Origin of the sequence: Lysinibacillus sp. NPDC096212 (assembly GCF_044763105.1) — a bacterium.
Classification (GTDB): Bacteria; Bacillota; Bacilli; order Bacillales_A; family Planococcaceae; genus Lysinibacillus.
Genome location: NZ_JBIWFQ010000025.1, coordinates 34,988 through 52,127, shown reverse-complemented (window position 1 = coordinate 52,127; position 17,140 = coordinate 34,988). Strand labels below are relative to the sequence as shown.

Here is a 17,140-nt window from a genome sequence, read left to right as displayed (position 1 = left end):
ATGGAGGGGTTAGTATTACAACAAACACAGCGGTTACATTCATTTGTAAGTGTGGTGAATTATTAAACACAGCATTTAACACTGAGCTTTATAACTATCACACTGTAGGTTGTATAAGATGTGGAGTTATGTATGAAGTGCCAAGACCTCGTATTCAAGAACATACAAATCTTTCGAGAGCTGATGAACAATGGCTGAAGGATAATGGATTTAAACAATAAATTGTGGAGGGCTGAACAATGAACGCTATTCAAATTCTAGAAGAACAAAAGATATATCTTGAGAAGAGAGTTGTTCGATTGGATGAACGTATTGAACACGCAAGGATTGAAGTAGCAGAACGCACAAGTGAACGTAACCAAACGCTAACAACATTACAAGATATTGAATCAGCAATCGCGAAGCTAAGCGAATCAGAATTACCAACACGTTTAGAAGGCAGCGAATAGCTTTTGGGTTTCGCTTTCCAAATCCAGAAATCAAATTCGAAAACTAAATTGCGATTTGCAAATCAATTTTAATAATGGTTATTTGAATTGAATATGAAAAATAAAACCAAAAGAATATTAGCAGATAATACTGAAGCCCGAGGTGAAAGGGGATGAGTAACATGGAACCAATCTACGCAAGGTGTGACAAGTCATGCAACCAAAGCTTCTATGTTAAACACTTCAAGGAAGACAAGCTGCATAACACCATTGAGAAGACATACTTCAACTGTCCTAACTGCGGACAAGAGTATGTCTGTTTTTATACCGATGAAGAAGTAAGGAAGCTACAGAAGAAGCAACGTGAACTACAGCGTAAGCTAAAGTGGGTGACTGATGCTGATGAAGTGAAGGCGCTACTGATAGAGCAAGATAAGCTACGTGCTGCTACGAAGGAACGTATGGATGCAATTAAACAAAAGGTTGAACAGCAACATGAACAGTAAACCTTTACGTCCGTGTAACAAGCCGGGATGTCCTAACTTAACTAATGGCGGTTATTGTGAACAGCACAAGACAACGAAAGCTGATAACAATCGTTACTACGACAAATATCAACGCAACAAGAAACATGATCGTTTTTATCATTCAGCTTCTTGGATTAAATGTCGTGACTACATCAAGATTCGAGATAACGGATTGTGTCAGCATTGTATAAATGAAAAACGAATTACAGTTGGAGTTTTAGTTGACCATATTATTCCGTTATCTGCTGATTGGAACAAAAGATTAGATGAAGACAACTTACAATTGCTTTGCACAAGTTGTCACAACAAAAAAACAAACGAAGATATACAGAAATACGGAAGAAAATAGGATAGCCCCCTCCTTTTCACTTTGATTCATGAAAGGGCCCTACACCGACTGCCCGTTTTCCGCGCAGAAAAACCCGTTTTTGAATATTTTTTCGAAGGACCTAGATTAATTGAAAGTGAGGTGATAGTATGGCAGGTCGAAATAAGCAGCCATTGCAGGTGATTCTAGGGAATGGACGCTCTAAACATTTAACAAAAGATGATATAAAAAAGCGTCAAAAACATGAAGAAAAGATGCGTGGACCGACTGAAAACATTGAAATTCCATCGTATTTAACGGCAACACAAAAGAAGGAATTTGCAGAGATTGCTGAAAAATTAGTAGCACTTGAAATTTTCAGCGAGCTTGATGTGGATTCTTTAGCTAGGTATCTGGACTCAAAACACCAGTACTTACAACTTGTGAAAGATATACGAAAAATCAAACCAACAGAGACGATTGAGCAAGAAAACGGCAAGAAAGTTACAGTTGCAAATGAGGATTATCCAAAACTACAGCGAACCAAAAATACATTGTTTAACGAATGTCGTTCCGCAGCTGCTGATCTTGGACTTACTATTACGTCACGTTTGAAATTAGTCATCCCTTCACCCTCAACTGTGGAAGGCAAAAGTGAGGCGCAAAAGCGTTTTGGTGATAGGTTATGAATTGGGTTTTAGAACGGGTTTTTAACTACTGTGATGATATTTTAAGTGGGAAAATAAAAGCGTGTATAAAGCATAAATGGGCTGTAAAACGCTTCTTAAAAGATTACGAGGATTGTCAATCAGATGACAGTCCTTTTTATTTTGATGAAGAAGTAGCAGAAGATTTTTATTGGTGGGCCAATGAGTTTGAACATGTTGAAGGTGTATTAGCTGGTCAAAAAGTAGAACTTACAGATTTTCAGCTGTTCATTTCAGTAAATATTTTCTGTTTCAAGAAAAAACGTAATGGAGCACGTCGTTTTCGTAAAGTTTATATTCAACTTGCTCGTAAAAATGCCAAGTCACAATTCTTAGCTATTATTGGATCATATATTGCTTTCCTTGGTGATGAAAAGCAACGTATGTATATAGCAGGTTGGCAAAAAGATCAATCAGATGAAGTATATACTGCTGTTCGAGATGGAATAGGGTCAAGTGACTTACTTGATGGTAAATGGAAAGAAGCTTATGGGAAAATTGAAATCTTTAAAAATAACTCTGTTATCGTTCCATTATCAAGAGAAACACGTAAAACAGGTGACGGTAAAAATCCATCTGTTGGGATAGTCGATGAGTACCACATACATGAAACTTCAGAAATATATGATGTTCTTGATTCAGGGATGGTTGCTCGTAAAGAACCACTAATGTTTGTTATAACAACTGCTGGATTTGAATTAAGTAGACCATGTTTTCGAGAATACGAATACGTTAGTCGAATTTTAGATCCAGATGATGATGTCGAAAATGAAGATTATTTTGCAATCATTTGTGAACTTGATGAGGGAGACGACATCAAAGATGAGTCGAATTGGATTAAAGCCAACCCTATTGTTGCCACATACGAAGAAGGTCTAGAGTCAATTCGTTCAGCATTAAAAGCTGCTTTAGATGTACCTGAAAAAATGAGGAATTTCCTCACGAAAACCATGAATCTTTGGGTGGATATGAAAGTAGGCGGCTATATACCATCAAGTAAATGGAAAGCAAGCGAAATAGATGAAATAGATTTAAATGGTAGTGATGTTTATATCGGAGTTGATTTATCTAAACGAATCGATTTAACATCTGCAGGTTTTGTTTTTCCGACAGATTATGGTTTTCATATTGAACAGCATTCATTTATGCCGGAAGAAGCACTTGCTGAAAGACGTTCTAAGGATAAAGTAGCTTATGATTTATGGATTGAAGAAGGATGGTTAGATGTCACACCAGGTGCCGTAGTTGATTACTCTTATGTTGAAAATTGGATTATCGAACAGATTGAAAAGCATAATTGGAATCCAATACTTTTATGTTATGACCCTTGGGGAGCTGGTCAATTTGCACAAAATATGGAAGTAAAGGGGTATACAGTTGTTGAGATACGCCAAGTATTCGGTGTTCTATCAGAGCCTACCAAAGAATTTAGAGAAGGTATTTATAATAATACAATTTCACATCGGAAAGACAAAACGCTATCATGGGCAGTTGGTAATGTCGTACTTGATATGGATTCAAATGAAAATATTAAAATTTCTAAAAAGAAATCTAGGGAGAGAATTGATCCAGTTGCTGCTGTAATGAATGCTTTTGTTCAAGCTAGACATGTAATTAATGAAAGCGGAGAAGGCAATATAAGCTTCATTTCTATTCATGATTTATAAGAGGGAGGTGAGAAATTGAAACTTTGGCAACGAATTAAAACTTCTGCGTACATGGCATATGCTGGAGCTAGCACAGGTTGGAAGGGTACAACGTGGGATTTTTCGAACTGGTTTGGACGAACCTTTTGGGGCATCGATAACAGCCAGTTAGCAACCAACGAAACGATTTTTAGCGTTATTAGTCGTTTGGCCAATACTATGTCGGCACTGCCTATAAAATTACATCAACATTATGAGGTGATTCAAAATAGTGTTTCAGATGTGCTCATAAATGAGCCTAATCAAAATATGAGTAGCTTTGATTTTATTAACTCTTTAGAAGTTAGTAGAAATGAAGCGGGTAATGGATATGCAGTCATTTTACGTGATAAAAGGATGCGACCAATGGAGTTATTACCACTTGATCCGAACTGCGTGACTGAGTTTATTAATCGTGATGATCGCTCGTTGTGGTATGAAGTTCGCGGTGATAATAAAAATTTGTATGTTCACAACAGTGACATGATCCATGTTAAGCATATCCGAGGTCCAGCACGTTTGCGAGGACTTAACCCTTTAAAGGTATTGGCCAATACAATTAAATATGATAAGGCTGTTCAGGAATTCTCTCTTTCTGAAATGGAAAAGAAAGAATCTTTCACATTGAGTTATGCATCAAATGTTGATGATGAAAAAAGGAAACGAATTATAAGTGACTTTAAAAGATTTTACTCTGAAAACGGAGGAATTTTATTTAAAGAACCAGGTGTCGAAATTGATCCAATAAAAAAACAATACTTTGCATCCGATACGTTGGCATCAGAGCGAATTACACGCTCAAGAGTAGCCAACGTTTTTAATGTACCAGTTTCGTTTTTAAATGATTCGGAAGGTGGCACTCTAGGATCGAACGAGCAACAAATGATTCAATTTACGAATATGAATCTATTGCCAACCGTTCGCCAGTATGAACATGAGTTTAACCGAAAGTTGTTAACCAAAGAAGACAGACAAGCAGGTATGTATTTCAAGTTTAATCTAGGTGGCCTTCTTAGAGGTGATACTGCTACTCGTGCATCATTTTATCAAATGGGTATTAGGAATGGCTGGTTTAAACAAAACGAAGTAAGGGGATTTGAAGATTTGCCACCAGATGATTCTGAGTATGCAAACAAACTGTGGATTTCTGGTGATCTTTATCCTATCGATATGGACCCGTCATTACGGAAGTCCACTGCTGCCGCATCAACTGTGGAAGGAGGTGGAAACGAGAATGAGTAAAAAGAAAACATTTTTTGATGTTAAAGCATCGGTTGATGGTAAATCAGCGGATGTTTTTATTTTGGGCGAAATTACTCCATGGGCATGGGAAGAATTTGGAGAAATGTCATCAGTAGTTTTTAAAGAAAAACTTGATGCAATCGGAGATGTAAGCACGATTAATTTATATGTAAATAGTAGCGGTGGATCAGTATTTGAAGGAATTGCTATCGCAAATATGTTGAAACGTCATAAAGCGCGAGTAGTCGGATATGTGGAAGCTTTAGCTGCATCCATTGCAAGTAATATCATAGCTAGTTGCGATGAAGTGCGTATGCCGTCTAACGCCATGTTGATGATTCATAATGCGATGAACAGTGCATTTGGTAATGCAACTGATTTACGAAAAGTTGCAGATGATTTAGATCGTATTAATGAGGTTCAGATTGAAACGTATATGGCGAAAATCGGAAACAAAACATCCGAAGAAGAACTTCGTCGCATGATGAATGAAGAAACTTGGATATCAGCACAACAAGCTTATGAAATGGGACTCTGCGATGTTGTGGAAGGCTCTAATAAATCTGTAGCTTGTTTATCAAGTGAACATTCAAAACAATTTAAAAACCTTCCAGAAGCATTGTTAAAGCCAAGTAAAGAAGTCCTTACTGAAGAAGAAAGGCAAAACATTATTGCAGATTCAAAGGCGAATCTTACTTATCTACATTCATTAAACTTAATCTAAAGGAGGGCATATAAATGCCAACATTATACGAATTAAAACAAAACCTTGCTACTATTGGTCAACAAGTAGCAAAGATTGATAAAGATTTAACAGCGAAAGCTATTGATACACAAGCAACACGTGAAGATATTACAGCTTTAAAGGATCAAAAGGATGATATGCAAGCTCGATTTGATGTAATTAAAGCTCAACATGATCAACTGGAAGCTGAACAAAAGGCGAAATTTGAACAACGTAAAGATATTACTGCAGGGATTGATGACCCTAAACAAAAAGCAATCGCAGCTAAAGCTGAGTTTATCCGTGCAGCAGTTCAAGGGCGAGCTGTTTCAGAGGATGTAAAAGCTTTAATTGCTTTACCTGGAGGCAACCCAACAGGTGGAGATAAATTCTTCCCAACAAACATGCAAAACGAATTAGTACATGAGCCATTTGCTAAGAACCAATTACGTGAAGTTGCTCAAGTGAGTGCAATCAAAGGATTAGAGCTACCTAAAATTGCTTATTCATTAGATGATGACGACTTCATTACTGATGAACAGACTGCAAAAGAGATGAAATTAACAGGTGATACTGTTGCCTTTGGTCGCAACAAGTTCAAAGTTAAAGTAAAAATCTCTGACACAGTTATTCATGGTACAGATGTTGAATTAACTCAATTTGTTGAAAATGCTTTAAAGTCAGGTCTAGCTGCAAAAGAGAAAAAAGACGCTCTTGCAAAAACACCTAAAACTGGATTAGGACACATGTCGTTTTATAATGGCACAGATATTAAACGAGTGTCAGGTGAAGATTTATTTGAAGCCATTACGAATGCAATCGCTGATTTACATGAAGATTATCGCGAAAATGCGAAAGTCGTTATGCGTTATGCAGATTATCTAAAAATCATTAAAGCTTTATCAAATGGAACAACAAATTTCTATGATACACCTGCTGAGAAAGTCATTGGTAAACCAGTAGAATTTGTTGATGCTGCAGTTAATCCAATCGTGGGTGATTTCAACTTCTTCCGTATCAACTATGATGCAATGACATATGACACTGATAAAAATGTTGATTCTGGTGATTACTTATTTGTTTTAACAGCTTGGTATGATCAAAAACGTTCATTAAACTCTGCATTCCGAATTGCAGAAACGGGCACAGTTCCGACTCCTTAATTGTGGGTCGGAATTTTAATTTCACGAAAGAAGGTGAACTGAGTGTACAAGGTAATTAATCGTTTCAAAGAAAAAAACCATGATGATCATATTTACGAGGTAGATGACCCATATCCAGCCGATGGTAAAAAGCTAGTTAAGGCACGAGCAGAGTTTTTAACAAAAGTCCATGAGGAATATAACGTAGCTTTCTTAAAAGCTGTTGAGGAGCCTAAAAAAGCTACTACAAAGCAACCATCAAAAGAGCCTTCCACAGATGAAAAGAGTGATGCTTAATGCAATTACTGGATGAGTTAAAAGAATATTTACGAATAGATGGGAATGACGAGGATCGTTCCCTTTCTACTTTTCTACAAACATCTATTTCTTATTTGGAGAACGCAGGTGTTAAGCAACCGAGTGATTATTATCTAACTGTGGAGGACAAAGAGGTTTTTGCACAACATCGTTTAGCTATTATGATGCTCGCTACGCACTTTTACGAGAATCGCACAACTATTACGCCATCCACAATAAAAACAGCTCAACAGCCTATTCCTTACGGCTTACAGTCGATGATTTTGCAGTTAAAGTGGGTGAACCCGGATGAACTATCAATACAACAATAATCCTGGTCGCATGAATAAGCGTGTTACCTTTTTAAATCCTCCAGGCACAATATCAAACGGTTGGCCATCTAAAGATTGGACTAAACATGTAACAGTATGGGCTGAATTGAAGACAGCAAAAGGTTACAAATTATTTAGTTCAGATGCTACACAATGGCAAGGCAAATGTGTTATCGGCATTCGGTATCGTAAGGATATACACGAAAAAATGCGCGTTAAAATTGCAAATAAAACGTATGAAATGGACTCACCACCTGTTAATGATGATGGTAATAATCAATGGCTCACAATCTTTTTAAAAGAGGTGATGTAATATGCGCATAGAACTGCAAGGCATGGAAGCATTGATGCAAAATTTATTGAATTTACCATTAGAAGAGGCTGAGGAAAATAAAGCACTTAATGCAGCTGCTAAGATAGTAAAAGAGGCTGTAATTGAAGAGGCACCAGAAGATGACGGGACGCTTAAGAAGAACATCAAGGCTAAAAGAGCAAAGGATGGAGAGGCGAAGGTTCATACAGGTGCAGCATATCACAGTCATATTGTTGAGTTTGGGCGAAGTGCAGGCAGTAAGTACGCTCTTAAAAATGGTAAGCGTCAATTAGTAACTTGGGGAGCAACGGCACCGAATCCTTTTTTCACAAGAGGCCTTGAGAAAAGTAAACCAGCAGCTATTGATAAGATGGCTGAAGAAATAAAGAAGGCGAAAAAACTATGATTGATATGAGCGTTCATGTTACTCAACTACTACAACCTTTAAATTTACCAATGTATTTTAATACTGTTCCAACAGGTTTAAGTATTCCTGATCAATATATTACTTTCCTTGAGGTAATTGCTAATCCTGAATTAGAAGCTGGAGACAAGGAACTTGAAACAAAACGACTTTTGCAAATAAGCATTTGGTCTAGAACAAATTATGATTCTGTAGTTAAACAAGTTCGTACTATTTTAGAAGATGCAGATTTTGCAAGAACTTTTGAACACGATGTACCCAAACAAGAAGGCGATTCTCACTTTAACAAAGTATTGAGATTCGTCTTTTTTGATGAATATTAAGGAGATGACAACTATGGCTGATGAAAGGTCGTATGAAGAAAAAATAACGACACTTGAATGTATAGTTTGTGGCTATAGAGAGGTATTTACAAAAAGACAATTTAAAGTTGCCGATGGACTTGATTGTTATATGTGCCGTGGTCCAGTTCTCCCTACTGTAACTAAACTAGGTGAGAAACTTAATAATAGACGAATGAAATTTAGAAGTTAAATTATTTTTCAATAAACAATAGGAGGTCATGTAAATGGCTATTACACCGGTAAATGAAAAAACAAAAAAAATTAGTTTAAAACGTTTGTATTACGCTTTGATGATGGATGAAGCAGCGGAAACATATGCAGCAGATATTAAAGTATTAGATATGCCAATATCTTTTACTCAAACACCTAACTATTCAGAAGCATCTCTAGATGCAGGTGATCGCGTTGCAGATTCAGAGGCACAATTAGATTCAATTTCAATAAGTGGGGAGGTAGCCGATTTACCAACGGAAGTTCAAGCAGATTGGTACGGTCATAAATTATCTTCTGACGGAGGATTAATCGTTAACACAAATGATTCTTCACGATATTTAGCAGTCGGTTATGAATCGGGATCTAAACTAGTTTGGTATTACAAAGTTAAGTTTAAGCCAGGTGAAGAATCAGCTAACACTCGTAAAAAGGGTGAAACAAGCTACAAAACGGATACATTTAGCGGAGAAGCTCTACCGCCTAAGAATGGCGACATTAAACACGTGGTAGATACGCGTGACACAGGCGTTACAGCAACCGCTGAAACTTTCTTTGCATCTGTTAAAAAGCCAAAAGAACCAACCGTACCTACACCTTAATTTGAAGTCCTTTCGAGGGCTTCTTTTCTTTTAACTAAAAATAAGTAATTAACGAAAAGGATGGATTAAATTATGCAAATTACATTACTAATTGATGGAGATAACAAAACATTCACAAATGACTTTATTAAAGCGCGCGTGTTCCGTAATGCATTAAAACTAAATGAGCAGATGAGCAAGGAAGGTAATAAAATTTCAGTTAAAACTTTTGATGAAATGGTTGGTTTCATTGTAACTGTATTCGATAACCAATTTACAATCGATGACTTTTACGATGGTGTTAGTTCAGGAGAATTACAACCTGAAATCATGCGTGTATTCAATGGTGTGCTTAACGCTGGTGGTCTTGAAACAACGCCTTCCACAGATGAAGAGGGAAAGTAAGTAGATTAAGTCCATATCAGAGTATTAAACAGTTTTATAGGCGCCTATTAAAAGAGGGCTACAAGTTACATGAAATTGATGAAATGGACATCCACTTTTGGTTTGAGTTAGACAATGAAGATGATGAAGAAGAAATAGAAGAAGTCACAGCCGACGATATCGATTGGCTGTGACTTTTATTTTTGCCAAGAAGGCGGTGAGAATGAATGGCGGAAATAGGTTCATTAGAGGTCAGTCTTAGTCTTAACGCATCTAATTTTAACGGTACTGTTGCACAAGTTGACCGAAATTTAAAAGCTATGGGAAGCGAACTTCAAGTTCTAAAAAGTAAAGGTTCTGATTATGAAAAATCTATCGATGGGATAGCTAAAAAGAAGGATATTTTAGCACGATCAACAGAAGCTGCATCTTTAAAGTTGCAAGAGCAACGTAAAAAATATGATGAACTCGTCGCAAGCGGAACCGCAACAGAAGCACAAATCGAGAGACAAGCAACAGCAGTTAACAAAGCACAGACACAATACAACAACTTAGAACGACAGCTTTCAGAGGTAACAAGACAATTACAAGTGCAATCTTCGCAATGGACACAAGCAGGACAACAACTCCAAGATGTAGGCAATAAAATGCAATCTATAGGTGGTGGCATGACATCTGTTGGTAAAGATTTATCAATGAAGGTAACAGCACCTATAGCTGCACTGGGAGCTGGCGCTTTTAAAGCAGCAGTAGATTTCGAAAGTGCATTTGCTGGTGTAAGAAAAACTGTGGATGCCTCAGAACAGGAATTTGCTGCACTTGAAAAAGGTATTCGTGATATGGCCAAACAAATGCCTGTTGCTGCAACAGAAATAGCAGTTGTTGCTGAAGCTGCTGGACAACTTGGGATTAAAAAGGAAAATATTCTAGGGTTTTCTGAAACGATGATTAAACTTGGAACAGCTACAAATATGAGTAGTGACCAAGCTGCTACAGCGTTAGCAAGACTTGCAAATATCACAAAAATGAATCAAGGCGATTTCGATAAACTTGGTAGTGCAATTGTTGCTTTAGGGAATAACTTTGCTACTACCGAATCTGAAATCACTGACATGGCACTACGACTTGCAGGAGCAGGTGCACAAGTTGGTATGAGCGAAGCTGATATTTTAGGTCTATCTGCTGCTCTTACATCTGTAGGTATTCAGGCTGAAATGGGTGGTAGTGCCTTTTCTAGGGTTATGGTAAACATGCAGATGGCCGTTTCTGGTACTGACAAATTTAAAACAGTGACAGAAGCTACAGGACTAACATTGCGAGAATTACAACTTGCTGCTGGTAGTGGTGGTAAAGCATTTGGTACATTCGCAGAAAGTTTGGGATTAACACGCAAAGAGTTAGGTGACATCATCTCTACGCAAGCAGATTTAGAGAACTTTGCAAAAATCTCCGGTATGACAGCTGATGAATTTAAAAAGGCATTTGCAGATGATGCAGTAGGAGCTATCGGGGCATTTGTTGACGGTTTAGGTAATGCCGAAGCATCAGGAACTACAGCTATTAACATGCTACAAGAAATGGGCATAACCGAAATACAATTACGTGATGCTTTGTTACGTGCTGGTGGAGCAGCTGAATTATTTGGTGATGCTGTTAAAACATCCAACGAAGGATGGACAGAGAATAACGCGCTTAATGCAGAAGCTGCTGAAAGATATAAAACGACTGCAGCTCAATTAGATATGATGTGGAACAAAATTAAAGATATAGGTATAACGATTGGGGATTTATTAATTCCTAAAGTTATTGCTTTGTTAGATTTTATTGATCCATTAGTTGAAGGATTTGCTAAATGGTTCTCTAACTTGTCAGCAGGAACTCAAAACTTCATTTTAGCGATAGTTGGTATAACTGCAGCTCTTGGTCCAGTTATTGTGATTATAGGGACACTGATCTCTAGTATAGGGTCTATTGTTTCTGCGTTTGGAGGATTGGCACTAGCTATTGGAGAGGCTGGTGGACTAGCGGCATTTTTAGCACCGACATTTGCCTTTTTAGGCACTGTCTTCGCTGCACTTATTAGTCCTATAGGTCTTACGGTAGCAGCATTAGTAGCAGGAGCCGTGTTGATTTTTAAATACTGGGAGCCCATCAGTGATTTCTTTATAGCTTTTGGTGCGAAAACGATGTCTGTGTTCAATAGTGTAATATCTACTGTTACAGCATTTGGTGCAAAAATGAGTGAAGTACCAAGTATGATGATGTCAACTTGGTCAGGAGCATTAAGTGCAGTTACAGGATTGCTAGAGTCCTTAAAAGAAAAGTTATCAATTGTTACTGATGTTTTAAACATAAGTAACGCAATGGATGCGTTGAAAATAGCGTTGGAGGCAGTTGCATCAGCAGTGCTGATGATGTTAGGACCATGGGGCCTTTTAGCTAATATTATATTAAAACTATTCAATCATACGACATTGCTACAAGATGTGTTCAAAATGCTCAAAGGCGAGATGTCATTAGATGAGGTTGCAAATAATTTTTCAAAATCTATAAGTGGTATAGCAGATAATATCTCAAAACTAATATCTCATTTTGTAGATATGCTACCTAGCATAATTGACGCATTTGTAATGATAGTTCCTCAAATAATACTTTTGGCTGCTGATATTGTCACAAAATTAGCTGATGGTATCACAAAAAATCTACCATTGATAGTAAAGACAATTACTAGCTTAATTGAATTAATCACGACAACAATTGCTACTTTAATACCACAACTTGTGGAGGTCGGAGTATCAATATTAACGACTCTTATAAACGGTATTGTTACAGCATTGCCAATGATCATAGAAGTAGTGACTCAATTAATAGAGACATTAGTAAGTACATTGACAACAGTTCTACCTTTATTAATAGAAACAGGATTAACAATTGTAGAAACCTTGCTGAATGGCATTGTAACGGCATTGCCACTGATTGTGGAAAGTGCTCTAAACATAATTATGTCACTTGTGGATGGCATTATAGTGGCGTTACCAGCATTAATCGAAGTAGGTTTATCAGTCATTACTACGCTCTTAGAAGGAATTGTTGCAGCTTTACCAACGATTATCGAGGCAGCACTGACTATTATTATTGCTTTAGTAGCAGCTTTAATCTTACTTTTACCTCAAATTATTGAGGCTGGTATACAAATTATCATGGCTTTAGTAGATGGTTTAATACAAGCTATACCAGCAATTATAGAAGCAGTATTAACTTTAATTATGGCGTTAGTAAAGGCAGTTATTGATTTACTACCTCAGCTGATTGATGCTGGTATAAAAATTGTGGAAGCCCTTGTGGAAGGACTTATGCAAGTTTTACCACAGCTTTTAGAGGCTGGCATTACACTGATCACTGCTTTAGTGAAAGCCATTATTGATTTACTACCGGAATTACTAAGCGCAGGTGCACAATTAATTGTTGCTTTAGTAAAAGGGGTACTATCGATTTTAGGACAACTTTTAGCAGCAGGCGGACAATTAATACTAGGATTACTAGGTAAAATTCTAAGTTTTACTGGTCAATTATTATCCGCAGGTGCAACTCTAATAGGTAAGTTAGTATCTGGAATTTTATCTTTAATCAGTGATGTTATAGGTGCAGGAGCAAAACTAATCACCGGACTTATTGAAAAGATTTTAAGTTTTACCAAAGATTTATTATCAGCTGGTGAAGACTTAATCACTGAATTAATTAGAGGTGTGAAGAGCAAAATCACTGATATGTTTAACATCGGTGTAGATATTGTTCAAGGTTTAATAAATGGTATAACTTCTATGATTAGTGATGTAGGTAATAAAGCACTGGAACTTGGACAAACCGTAATTGATAAAGTATCTGGTGTTCTTCAGCGCCGTTCACCTTCTAGGGTGATGATTGCTATTGGTAAGGATGTTGGACGTGGTCTAGCAATTGGTATAGATTCTACAAAAGATTTAAATGAATCAACCATGAAAGAGCTTGGTCAACTCTTAATCGATGTGACAAAGGATAATCAAGCAGCTGTTACAGAAATTGCTGACCAAGCTGAGAAAGAACGTACACAGATTCAAAAGGATGCAGCAGCTAAAAAGGCAGAGATTGAAAAGAAATTAGCAAGTGACATCCACACAATTGAATCCAAAGCTACAGCTAAAAAAAGAAAGCTAACCACAGACGAAAACAATCGCATTACCAAATTAAAAGAAGTAGCAAATGACAAGATTTTAAAACTTGAGCAAGAGAATCGAAAGAAATTTGATAAAATCAACACCAAAGCTTTTTCTGATATGGTCAAGAAAGAGGAAGAATCAGCAAGCGAACGTTTAAAAGTAGTCAAGCAATATATCGATGATAAGAAGTCTGCAAATGAACTTGATATAGCAACTGAGGAATACATCTTAGATCAATCTTTAAAGTTGTTTAAGGATGGTACAAAAGAGAAAATCGAAGTTCAAAAAATGTATAAAAAGGTTACTGATGAAATCAACAAAGAAGCTGAATCGATTAATAAAACTTATGTCGATAACGTCAAGAAACTTAACGATGATTATATCGCTGGTGAAAAAAAGCTAACAAAAGAGTATGAGGATGAATTCAATAAACGTAGGAATGTATATTATTCATTTGCTGGATTGTTTGATGAAGTTGTGAAAAAAGAAGATGTAACAGGTAGTGGCTTGATAAATGCACTACAATCTCAAATAACAGCTTTCGAGGACTGGCAAAAGAATATTACAGAGCTAGCAGCTAAGGGTATTGATCAGGGACTGCTTGGTGAATTACGTGAAATGGGTCCAAAAGCCGGTGCTGAAATCGCAGCATTAAACACTCTTACAGACGAACAGTTACAACAATATGTAGCACTGTGGAAGCAGAAAAATGAACAAGCTCGTACTCAAGCTGAAGCAGAGCTTACAGGGCTTAAACAAAATACTGAAAAACAGATAAATGAGTTGAAAATAAAGACTGCTGATCAGTTACGTAGCTATCAAAATGAGTGGCGTAACAGCATGATTGCACTTAAAGGCAATGTCAAAAATGAAATGTCTGAAATGCCGAATATCGGGCAATTTGCAGTAAGTGGACTAATTGACGGCATGTTGTCCAAACAAGGGGAATTAGAAAGTGCAGCAATGATGCTTGCTTCAATTGTTTCAAACGCATTTACATCTGTTTTAGATATTCATAGTCCATCCCGTGTTATGCGAGGTTACGGAGTTAACATTGGTGAAGGTCTTATTTTAGGTATCAATGATATGGTTGGTAAAGTTGCTGGCGCTACAAGACGATTAGCCAATGCTGTAGCTGATAAATCAAATAACTCAGTTCCAGGTAATACAATGCCTTCCACAACAACAAATAATACAGAAAACAATTACAACTTAACTGTGAATAGCCCTAAACCACTTGATCCTTATGAGACATCTAGATTAAGTAGAAACGGGTGGAAAGAGATGGCGCTAGGGATGCGATAGTGAGGTGAGAGCGTGCGTACATCATTCGGCTTTAATGAAAAATTAATATTCCATAATAATAAAGGGCAGTCGCTTGAAATATCAGTGACGAGTCCTTTTTTCTTGCAATCAGCAGACGGCATAGATTCTTTGGAAAATGAATTTTATAACGTTAAAAACTACAACGAGGATGGCACCAACATAAAAGGTTCTAGCGTCCGTGAAAGAAATATTGTTGTGGGTGGCCAGCTTAGACGGCAAGATAAAGAAATAAATCGTCAGAAATTAATTCGCTTTTTTAATCCAAAACACCGATTTACTCTAGAGTACACAAATGGTGACATTACTCGCTTCATCGATTGTCGTGTTGAAAAATCACCTGTAGTGAGTAAACATATCTGGCCAGAGTTCATGATCTCATTTTTATGTCCTAATCCATGGTGGTATACAGAGGAACAAAAATATGAAATTGCTATGTGGGTACCATCATTTGAATTTGAGCTTGAAATTGATGCAGAAGGTGACGGCATTGAAATGGGCTATCGAGAGCCTAATAATGTAGTCAATGTCTTTAATGATAGTGATACAGCTTCACCTTTACGCATCCAATTCAAAGCCATTGGAAGTGTTATTAATCCTTATATAGAGGTAGTAGATACAGGAAGAATTGTTAAGATTGAGGCTACATTAAAAGGTGGAGATATCGTCACCGTCAATACAAAACGCGGTGATGAGTACGCCACACTCGAAAGAAACGGTTCTAATGTAAATTATTTTAACTACCTTTCATACGACTCTGATCTCCAACTAATTGTAGATGTCGGTGACAATTTGATTCGCTATGGTGCAGCAGAATTTGTATCCAATTTAGAGGTGTCTATTTACTTTACACCTCAATTTGTGGGGGTGTAGTAAATGCTATTTGTATGTAATGAGAACTTTGAACGACTGGGGTATGTCGGCAAATTTTCTTATCTTCTGTGGAGGAAAAAATATGGACCGTTTGCTGAAGCAGAGTTACATGTTGACGTCACAACTAAAAACATCGAGCTTTTAAAGAAAAATAACATCATTTATCGTCAAGACGATAATGAAGCGATGTACATCTATTATCGCAATTTTGATGATAGTAACGGGGTTGAACAGCTAGTCGTTAAATGTTTTTCATTGTTACGATGGACGGATAGACGTTTCTTGTGGAAGCAATATGACTTTGACACGACTCCTGAAATGATTATGCGACAAATCATAAATGAAACAATGATTAATCCCATTGATTCTAATCAAAAAATTGCACAAGTGAAACTAACTCAAGCAAAGAACTTTGGCGAGATTGTCCAACATCAAATGACATATAAAGATGTGTACGAAAGTATTGAAAAGTTATGTGATACCCACGAAATAGGTGCTCGTTGTGTTTTTAACGGAAGGGAATTGTTCTATGATTTCTACGAGGGTATTAATCGCACGATAAATCAATCTGTTTACCCTCGTATTACATTGTCTAAAAGTCGAGCTAATTTGCTTCAACGTACTTATGAGGATGCGAATAACGACTTAAAGACCACAGCGTTAATAGCCGGTGCTGGTGAAGGTTCTGAAAGAAAACTAGCTAGTATAGGAACAGAATTTAAAGGCTTGGCTCGACGTGAAATCTTTATTGATGCAAGGGAAGTCTCGGACAAAAAAGATATGAATGGTGAACAAGTTGATATATCGCCAGAAGAGTATCAGCAATTGTTATTAGCTAAAGGTAAAGAAAAACTAAGCGAATACACCGAGTTTATTGGCTTTGAAGCCGAATTAGACGTTACAAAAGAAAACACAAAATACAATGAAGATTTCTTTTTAGGTGATCTTGTCACAATTAAAGATGACGAGTTAGGAATCTTAATGAATAGTCGTGTGATGCAGGCAGACGAAGTTTTCAAGGAAGATGGTAAATCAATCTTTGTTACTGTTGGAAAATCCGTTCCTACCCTTCCACAGGCTATAAAAAGGATGGTGAATTAG

At 37.0% G+C, this 17,140-nt stretch carries 19 protein-coding genes; all 19 read left to right on the top strand.

What is annotated here, in order from left to right; genetic code table 11:
* Positions 1-239: 239 nt before the first annotated feature.
* The gene (locus tag ACIQ7T_RS20785; RefSeq protein ID WP_402873142.1) at positions 240-449 is read left to right on the top strand and encodes a hypothetical protein; all 210 of its coding nucleotides are present in this window, start codon (positions 240-242) and stop codon (positions 447-449) included.
* Between the two features lie 161 nt (positions 450-610).
* Positions 611-934 (top strand): hypothetical protein, encoded by a 324-nt coding sequence (locus tag ACIQ7T_RS20780; protein WP_402873139.1) that lies wholly within the window; start codon positions 611-613, stop codon positions 932-934.
* Positions 894-1,304: an HNH endonuclease gene (locus tag ACIQ7T_RS20775; RefSeq protein ID WP_402873136.1), complete on the top strand. Its 411-nt coding sequence runs from the start codon at positions 894-896 to the stop codon at positions 1,302-1,304. Before ACIQ7T_RS20780 ends, ACIQ7T_RS20775 begins: the two co-directional genes overlap by 41 nt.
* A gap of 128 nt (positions 1,305-1,432) precedes the next feature.
* The gene (locus ACIQ7T_RS20770) at positions 1,433-1,951 is read left to right on the top strand and encodes a phage terminase small subunit P27 family (RefSeq protein WP_402873133.1); all 519 of its coding nucleotides are present in this window, start codon (positions 1,433-1,435) and stop codon (positions 1,949-1,951) included.
* Complete coding sequence (locus ACIQ7T_RS20765) at positions 1,948-3,636, top strand: terminase large subunit (RefSeq protein ID WP_402873130.1); 1,689 nt, start codon at positions 1,948-1,950, stop codon at positions 3,634-3,636. Before ACIQ7T_RS20770 ends, ACIQ7T_RS20765 begins: the two co-directional genes overlap by 4 nt.
* A gap of 15 nt (positions 3,637-3,651) precedes the next feature.
* Complete coding sequence (locus ACIQ7T_RS20760; protein WP_402873127.1) at positions 3,652-4,896, top strand: phage portal protein; 1,245 nt, start codon at positions 3,652-3,654, stop codon at positions 4,894-4,896.
* Positions 4,889-5,620, top strand: coding sequence for a head maturation protease, ClpP-related (locus ACIQ7T_RS20755; protein ID WP_402873124.1), 732 nt, complete (start codon positions 4,889-4,891; stop codon positions 5,618-5,620). Before ACIQ7T_RS20760 ends, ACIQ7T_RS20755 begins: the two co-directional genes overlap by 8 nt.
* A 14-nt stretch (positions 5,621-5,634) precedes the next feature.
* Positions 5,635-6,783, top strand: a complete 1,149-nt coding sequence (locus tag ACIQ7T_RS20750; RefSeq protein ID WP_402873122.1) for a phage major capsid protein — start codon at positions 5,635-5,637, stop codon at positions 6,781-6,783.
* 42 nt (positions 6,784-6,825) lie between these two features.
* Positions 6,826-7,059, top strand: coding sequence for a hypothetical protein (locus ACIQ7T_RS20745; RefSeq protein ID WP_402873119.1), 234 nt, complete (start codon positions 6,826-6,828; stop codon positions 7,057-7,059).
* Positions 7,059-7,391 (top strand): head-tail connector protein, encoded by a 333-nt coding sequence (locus tag ACIQ7T_RS20740; protein WP_402873116.1) that lies wholly within the window; start codon positions 7,059-7,061, stop codon positions 7,389-7,391. Before ACIQ7T_RS20745 ends, ACIQ7T_RS20740 begins: the two co-directional genes overlap by 1 nt.
* The gene (locus ACIQ7T_RS20735; RefSeq protein WP_402873113.1) at positions 7,369-7,704 is read left to right on the top strand and encodes a phage head closure protein; all 336 of its coding nucleotides are present in this window, start codon (positions 7,369-7,371) and stop codon (positions 7,702-7,704) included. The genes ACIQ7T_RS20740 and ACIQ7T_RS20735 overlap by 23 nt, the downstream gene beginning before the upstream one ends.
* 1 nt (position 7,705) lies before the next feature.
* Positions 7,706-8,110 carry an HK97-gp10 family putative phage morphogenesis protein gene (locus ACIQ7T_RS20730; RefSeq protein ID WP_402873110.1) on the top strand — a complete coding sequence of 135 codons (405 nt, stop codon included), beginning with the start codon at positions 7,706-7,708 and terminating at the stop codon, positions 8,108-8,110.
* On the top strand, positions 8,107-8,451 hold the full coding sequence (locus ACIQ7T_RS20725; RefSeq protein WP_402873107.1) for a hypothetical protein: 345 nt from the start codon (positions 8,107-8,109) through the stop codon (positions 8,449-8,451). The genes ACIQ7T_RS20730 and ACIQ7T_RS20725 overlap by 4 nt, the downstream gene beginning before the upstream one ends.
* A gap of 13 nt (positions 8,452-8,464) precedes the next feature.
* Positions 8,465-8,662 carry a hypothetical protein gene (locus ACIQ7T_RS20720; RefSeq protein ID WP_402873105.1) on the top strand — a complete coding sequence of 66 codons (198 nt, stop codon included), beginning with the start codon at positions 8,465-8,467 and terminating at the stop codon, positions 8,660-8,662.
* A gap of 34 nt (positions 8,663-8,696) precedes the next feature.
* Positions 8,697-9,284 (top strand): major tail protein, encoded by a 588-nt coding sequence (locus ACIQ7T_RS20715; RefSeq protein WP_402873102.1) that lies wholly within the window; start codon positions 8,697-8,699, stop codon positions 9,282-9,284.
* 72 nt (positions 9,285-9,356) lie between these two features.
* On the top strand, positions 9,357-9,668 hold the full coding sequence (gene gpG, locus ACIQ7T_RS20710; RefSeq protein ID WP_402873099.1) for a phage tail assembly chaperone G: 312 nt from the start codon (positions 9,357-9,359) through the stop codon (positions 9,666-9,668).
* Positions 9,669-9,874: 206 nt separating this feature from the next.
* Positions 9,875-15,148: a phage tail tape measure protein gene (locus ACIQ7T_RS20705; protein ID WP_402873096.1), complete on the top strand. Its 5,274-nt coding sequence runs from the start codon at positions 9,875-9,877 to the stop codon at positions 15,146-15,148.
* A gap of 12 nt (positions 15,149-15,160) precedes the next feature.
* Positions 15,161-16,039, top strand: coding sequence for a phage tail domain-containing protein (locus tag ACIQ7T_RS20700; protein WP_402873094.1), 879 nt, complete (start codon positions 15,161-15,163; stop codon positions 16,037-16,039).
* A 3-nt stretch (positions 16,040-16,042) separates the two neighbouring features.
* Entirely contained in the window at positions 16,043-17,140 is a 1,098-nt protein-coding gene (locus ACIQ7T_RS20695) for a siphovirus ReqiPepy6 Gp37-like family protein (protein WP_402873091.1), read from the top strand.

What these genes read in the sequence shown, in the direction of transcription:
- ACIQ7T_RS20785 (WP_402873142.1), top strand. Translation starts at nt 240, where the DNA reads ATGAACGCTATTCAAATTCTAGAAGAACAAAAGATATATCTTGAGAAG.
- ACIQ7T_RS20780 (WP_402873139.1), top strand. Translation starts at nt 611, where the DNA reads ATGGAACCAATCTACGCAAGGTGTGACAAGTCATGCAACCAAAGCTTC.
- ACIQ7T_RS20775 (WP_402873136.1), top strand. Translation starts at nt 894, where the DNA reads ATGCAATTAAACAAAAGGTTGAACAGCAACATGAACAGTAAACCTTTA.
- ACIQ7T_RS20770 (WP_402873133.1), top strand. Translation starts at nt 1,433, where the DNA reads ATGGCAGGTCGAAATAAGCAGCCATTGCAGGTGATTCTAGGGAATGGA.
- ACIQ7T_RS20765 (WP_402873130.1), top strand. Translation starts at nt 1,948, where the DNA reads ATGAATTGGGTTTTAGAACGGGTTTTTAACTACTGTGATGATATTTTA.
- ACIQ7T_RS20755 (WP_402873124.1), top strand. Translation starts at nt 4,889, where the DNA reads ATGAGTAAAAAGAAAACATTTTTTGATGTTAAAGCATCGGTTGATGGT.
- ACIQ7T_RS20750 (WP_402873122.1), top strand. Translation starts at nt 5,635, where the DNA reads ATGCCAACATTATACGAATTAAAACAAAACCTTGCTACTATTGGTCAA.
- ACIQ7T_RS20740 (WP_402873116.1), top strand. Translation starts at nt 7,059, where the DNA reads ATGCAATTACTGGATGAGTTAAAAGAATATTTACGAATAGATGGGAAT.
- ACIQ7T_RS20735 (WP_402873113.1), top strand. Translation starts at nt 7,369, where the DNA reads ATGAACTATCAATACAACAATAATCCTGGTCGCATGAATAAGCGTGTT.
- ACIQ7T_RS20730 (WP_402873110.1), top strand. Translation starts at nt 7,706, where the DNA reads ATGCGCATAGAACTGCAAGGCATGGAAGCATTGATGCAAAATTTATTG.
- ACIQ7T_RS20725 (WP_402873107.1), top strand. Translation starts at nt 8,107, where the DNA reads ATGATTGATATGAGCGTTCATGTTACTCAACTACTACAACCTTTAAAT.
- ACIQ7T_RS20720 (WP_402873105.1), top strand. Translation starts at nt 8,465, where the DNA reads ATGGCTGATGAAAGGTCGTATGAAGAAAAAATAACGACACTTGAATGT.
- ACIQ7T_RS20715 (WP_402873102.1), top strand. Translation starts at nt 8,697, where the DNA reads ATGGCTATTACACCGGTAAATGAAAAAACAAAAAAAATTAGTTTAAAA.
- gpG (WP_402873099.1), top strand. Translation starts at nt 9,357, where the DNA reads ATGCAAATTACATTACTAATTGATGGAGATAACAAAACATTCACAAAT.
- ACIQ7T_RS20705 (WP_402873096.1), top strand. Translation starts at nt 9,875, where the DNA reads ATGGCGGAAATAGGTTCATTAGAGGTCAGTCTTAGTCTTAACGCATCT.
- ACIQ7T_RS20695 (WP_402873091.1), top strand. Translation starts at nt 16,043, where the DNA reads ATGCTATTTGTATGTAATGAGAACTTTGAACGACTGGGGTATGTCGGC.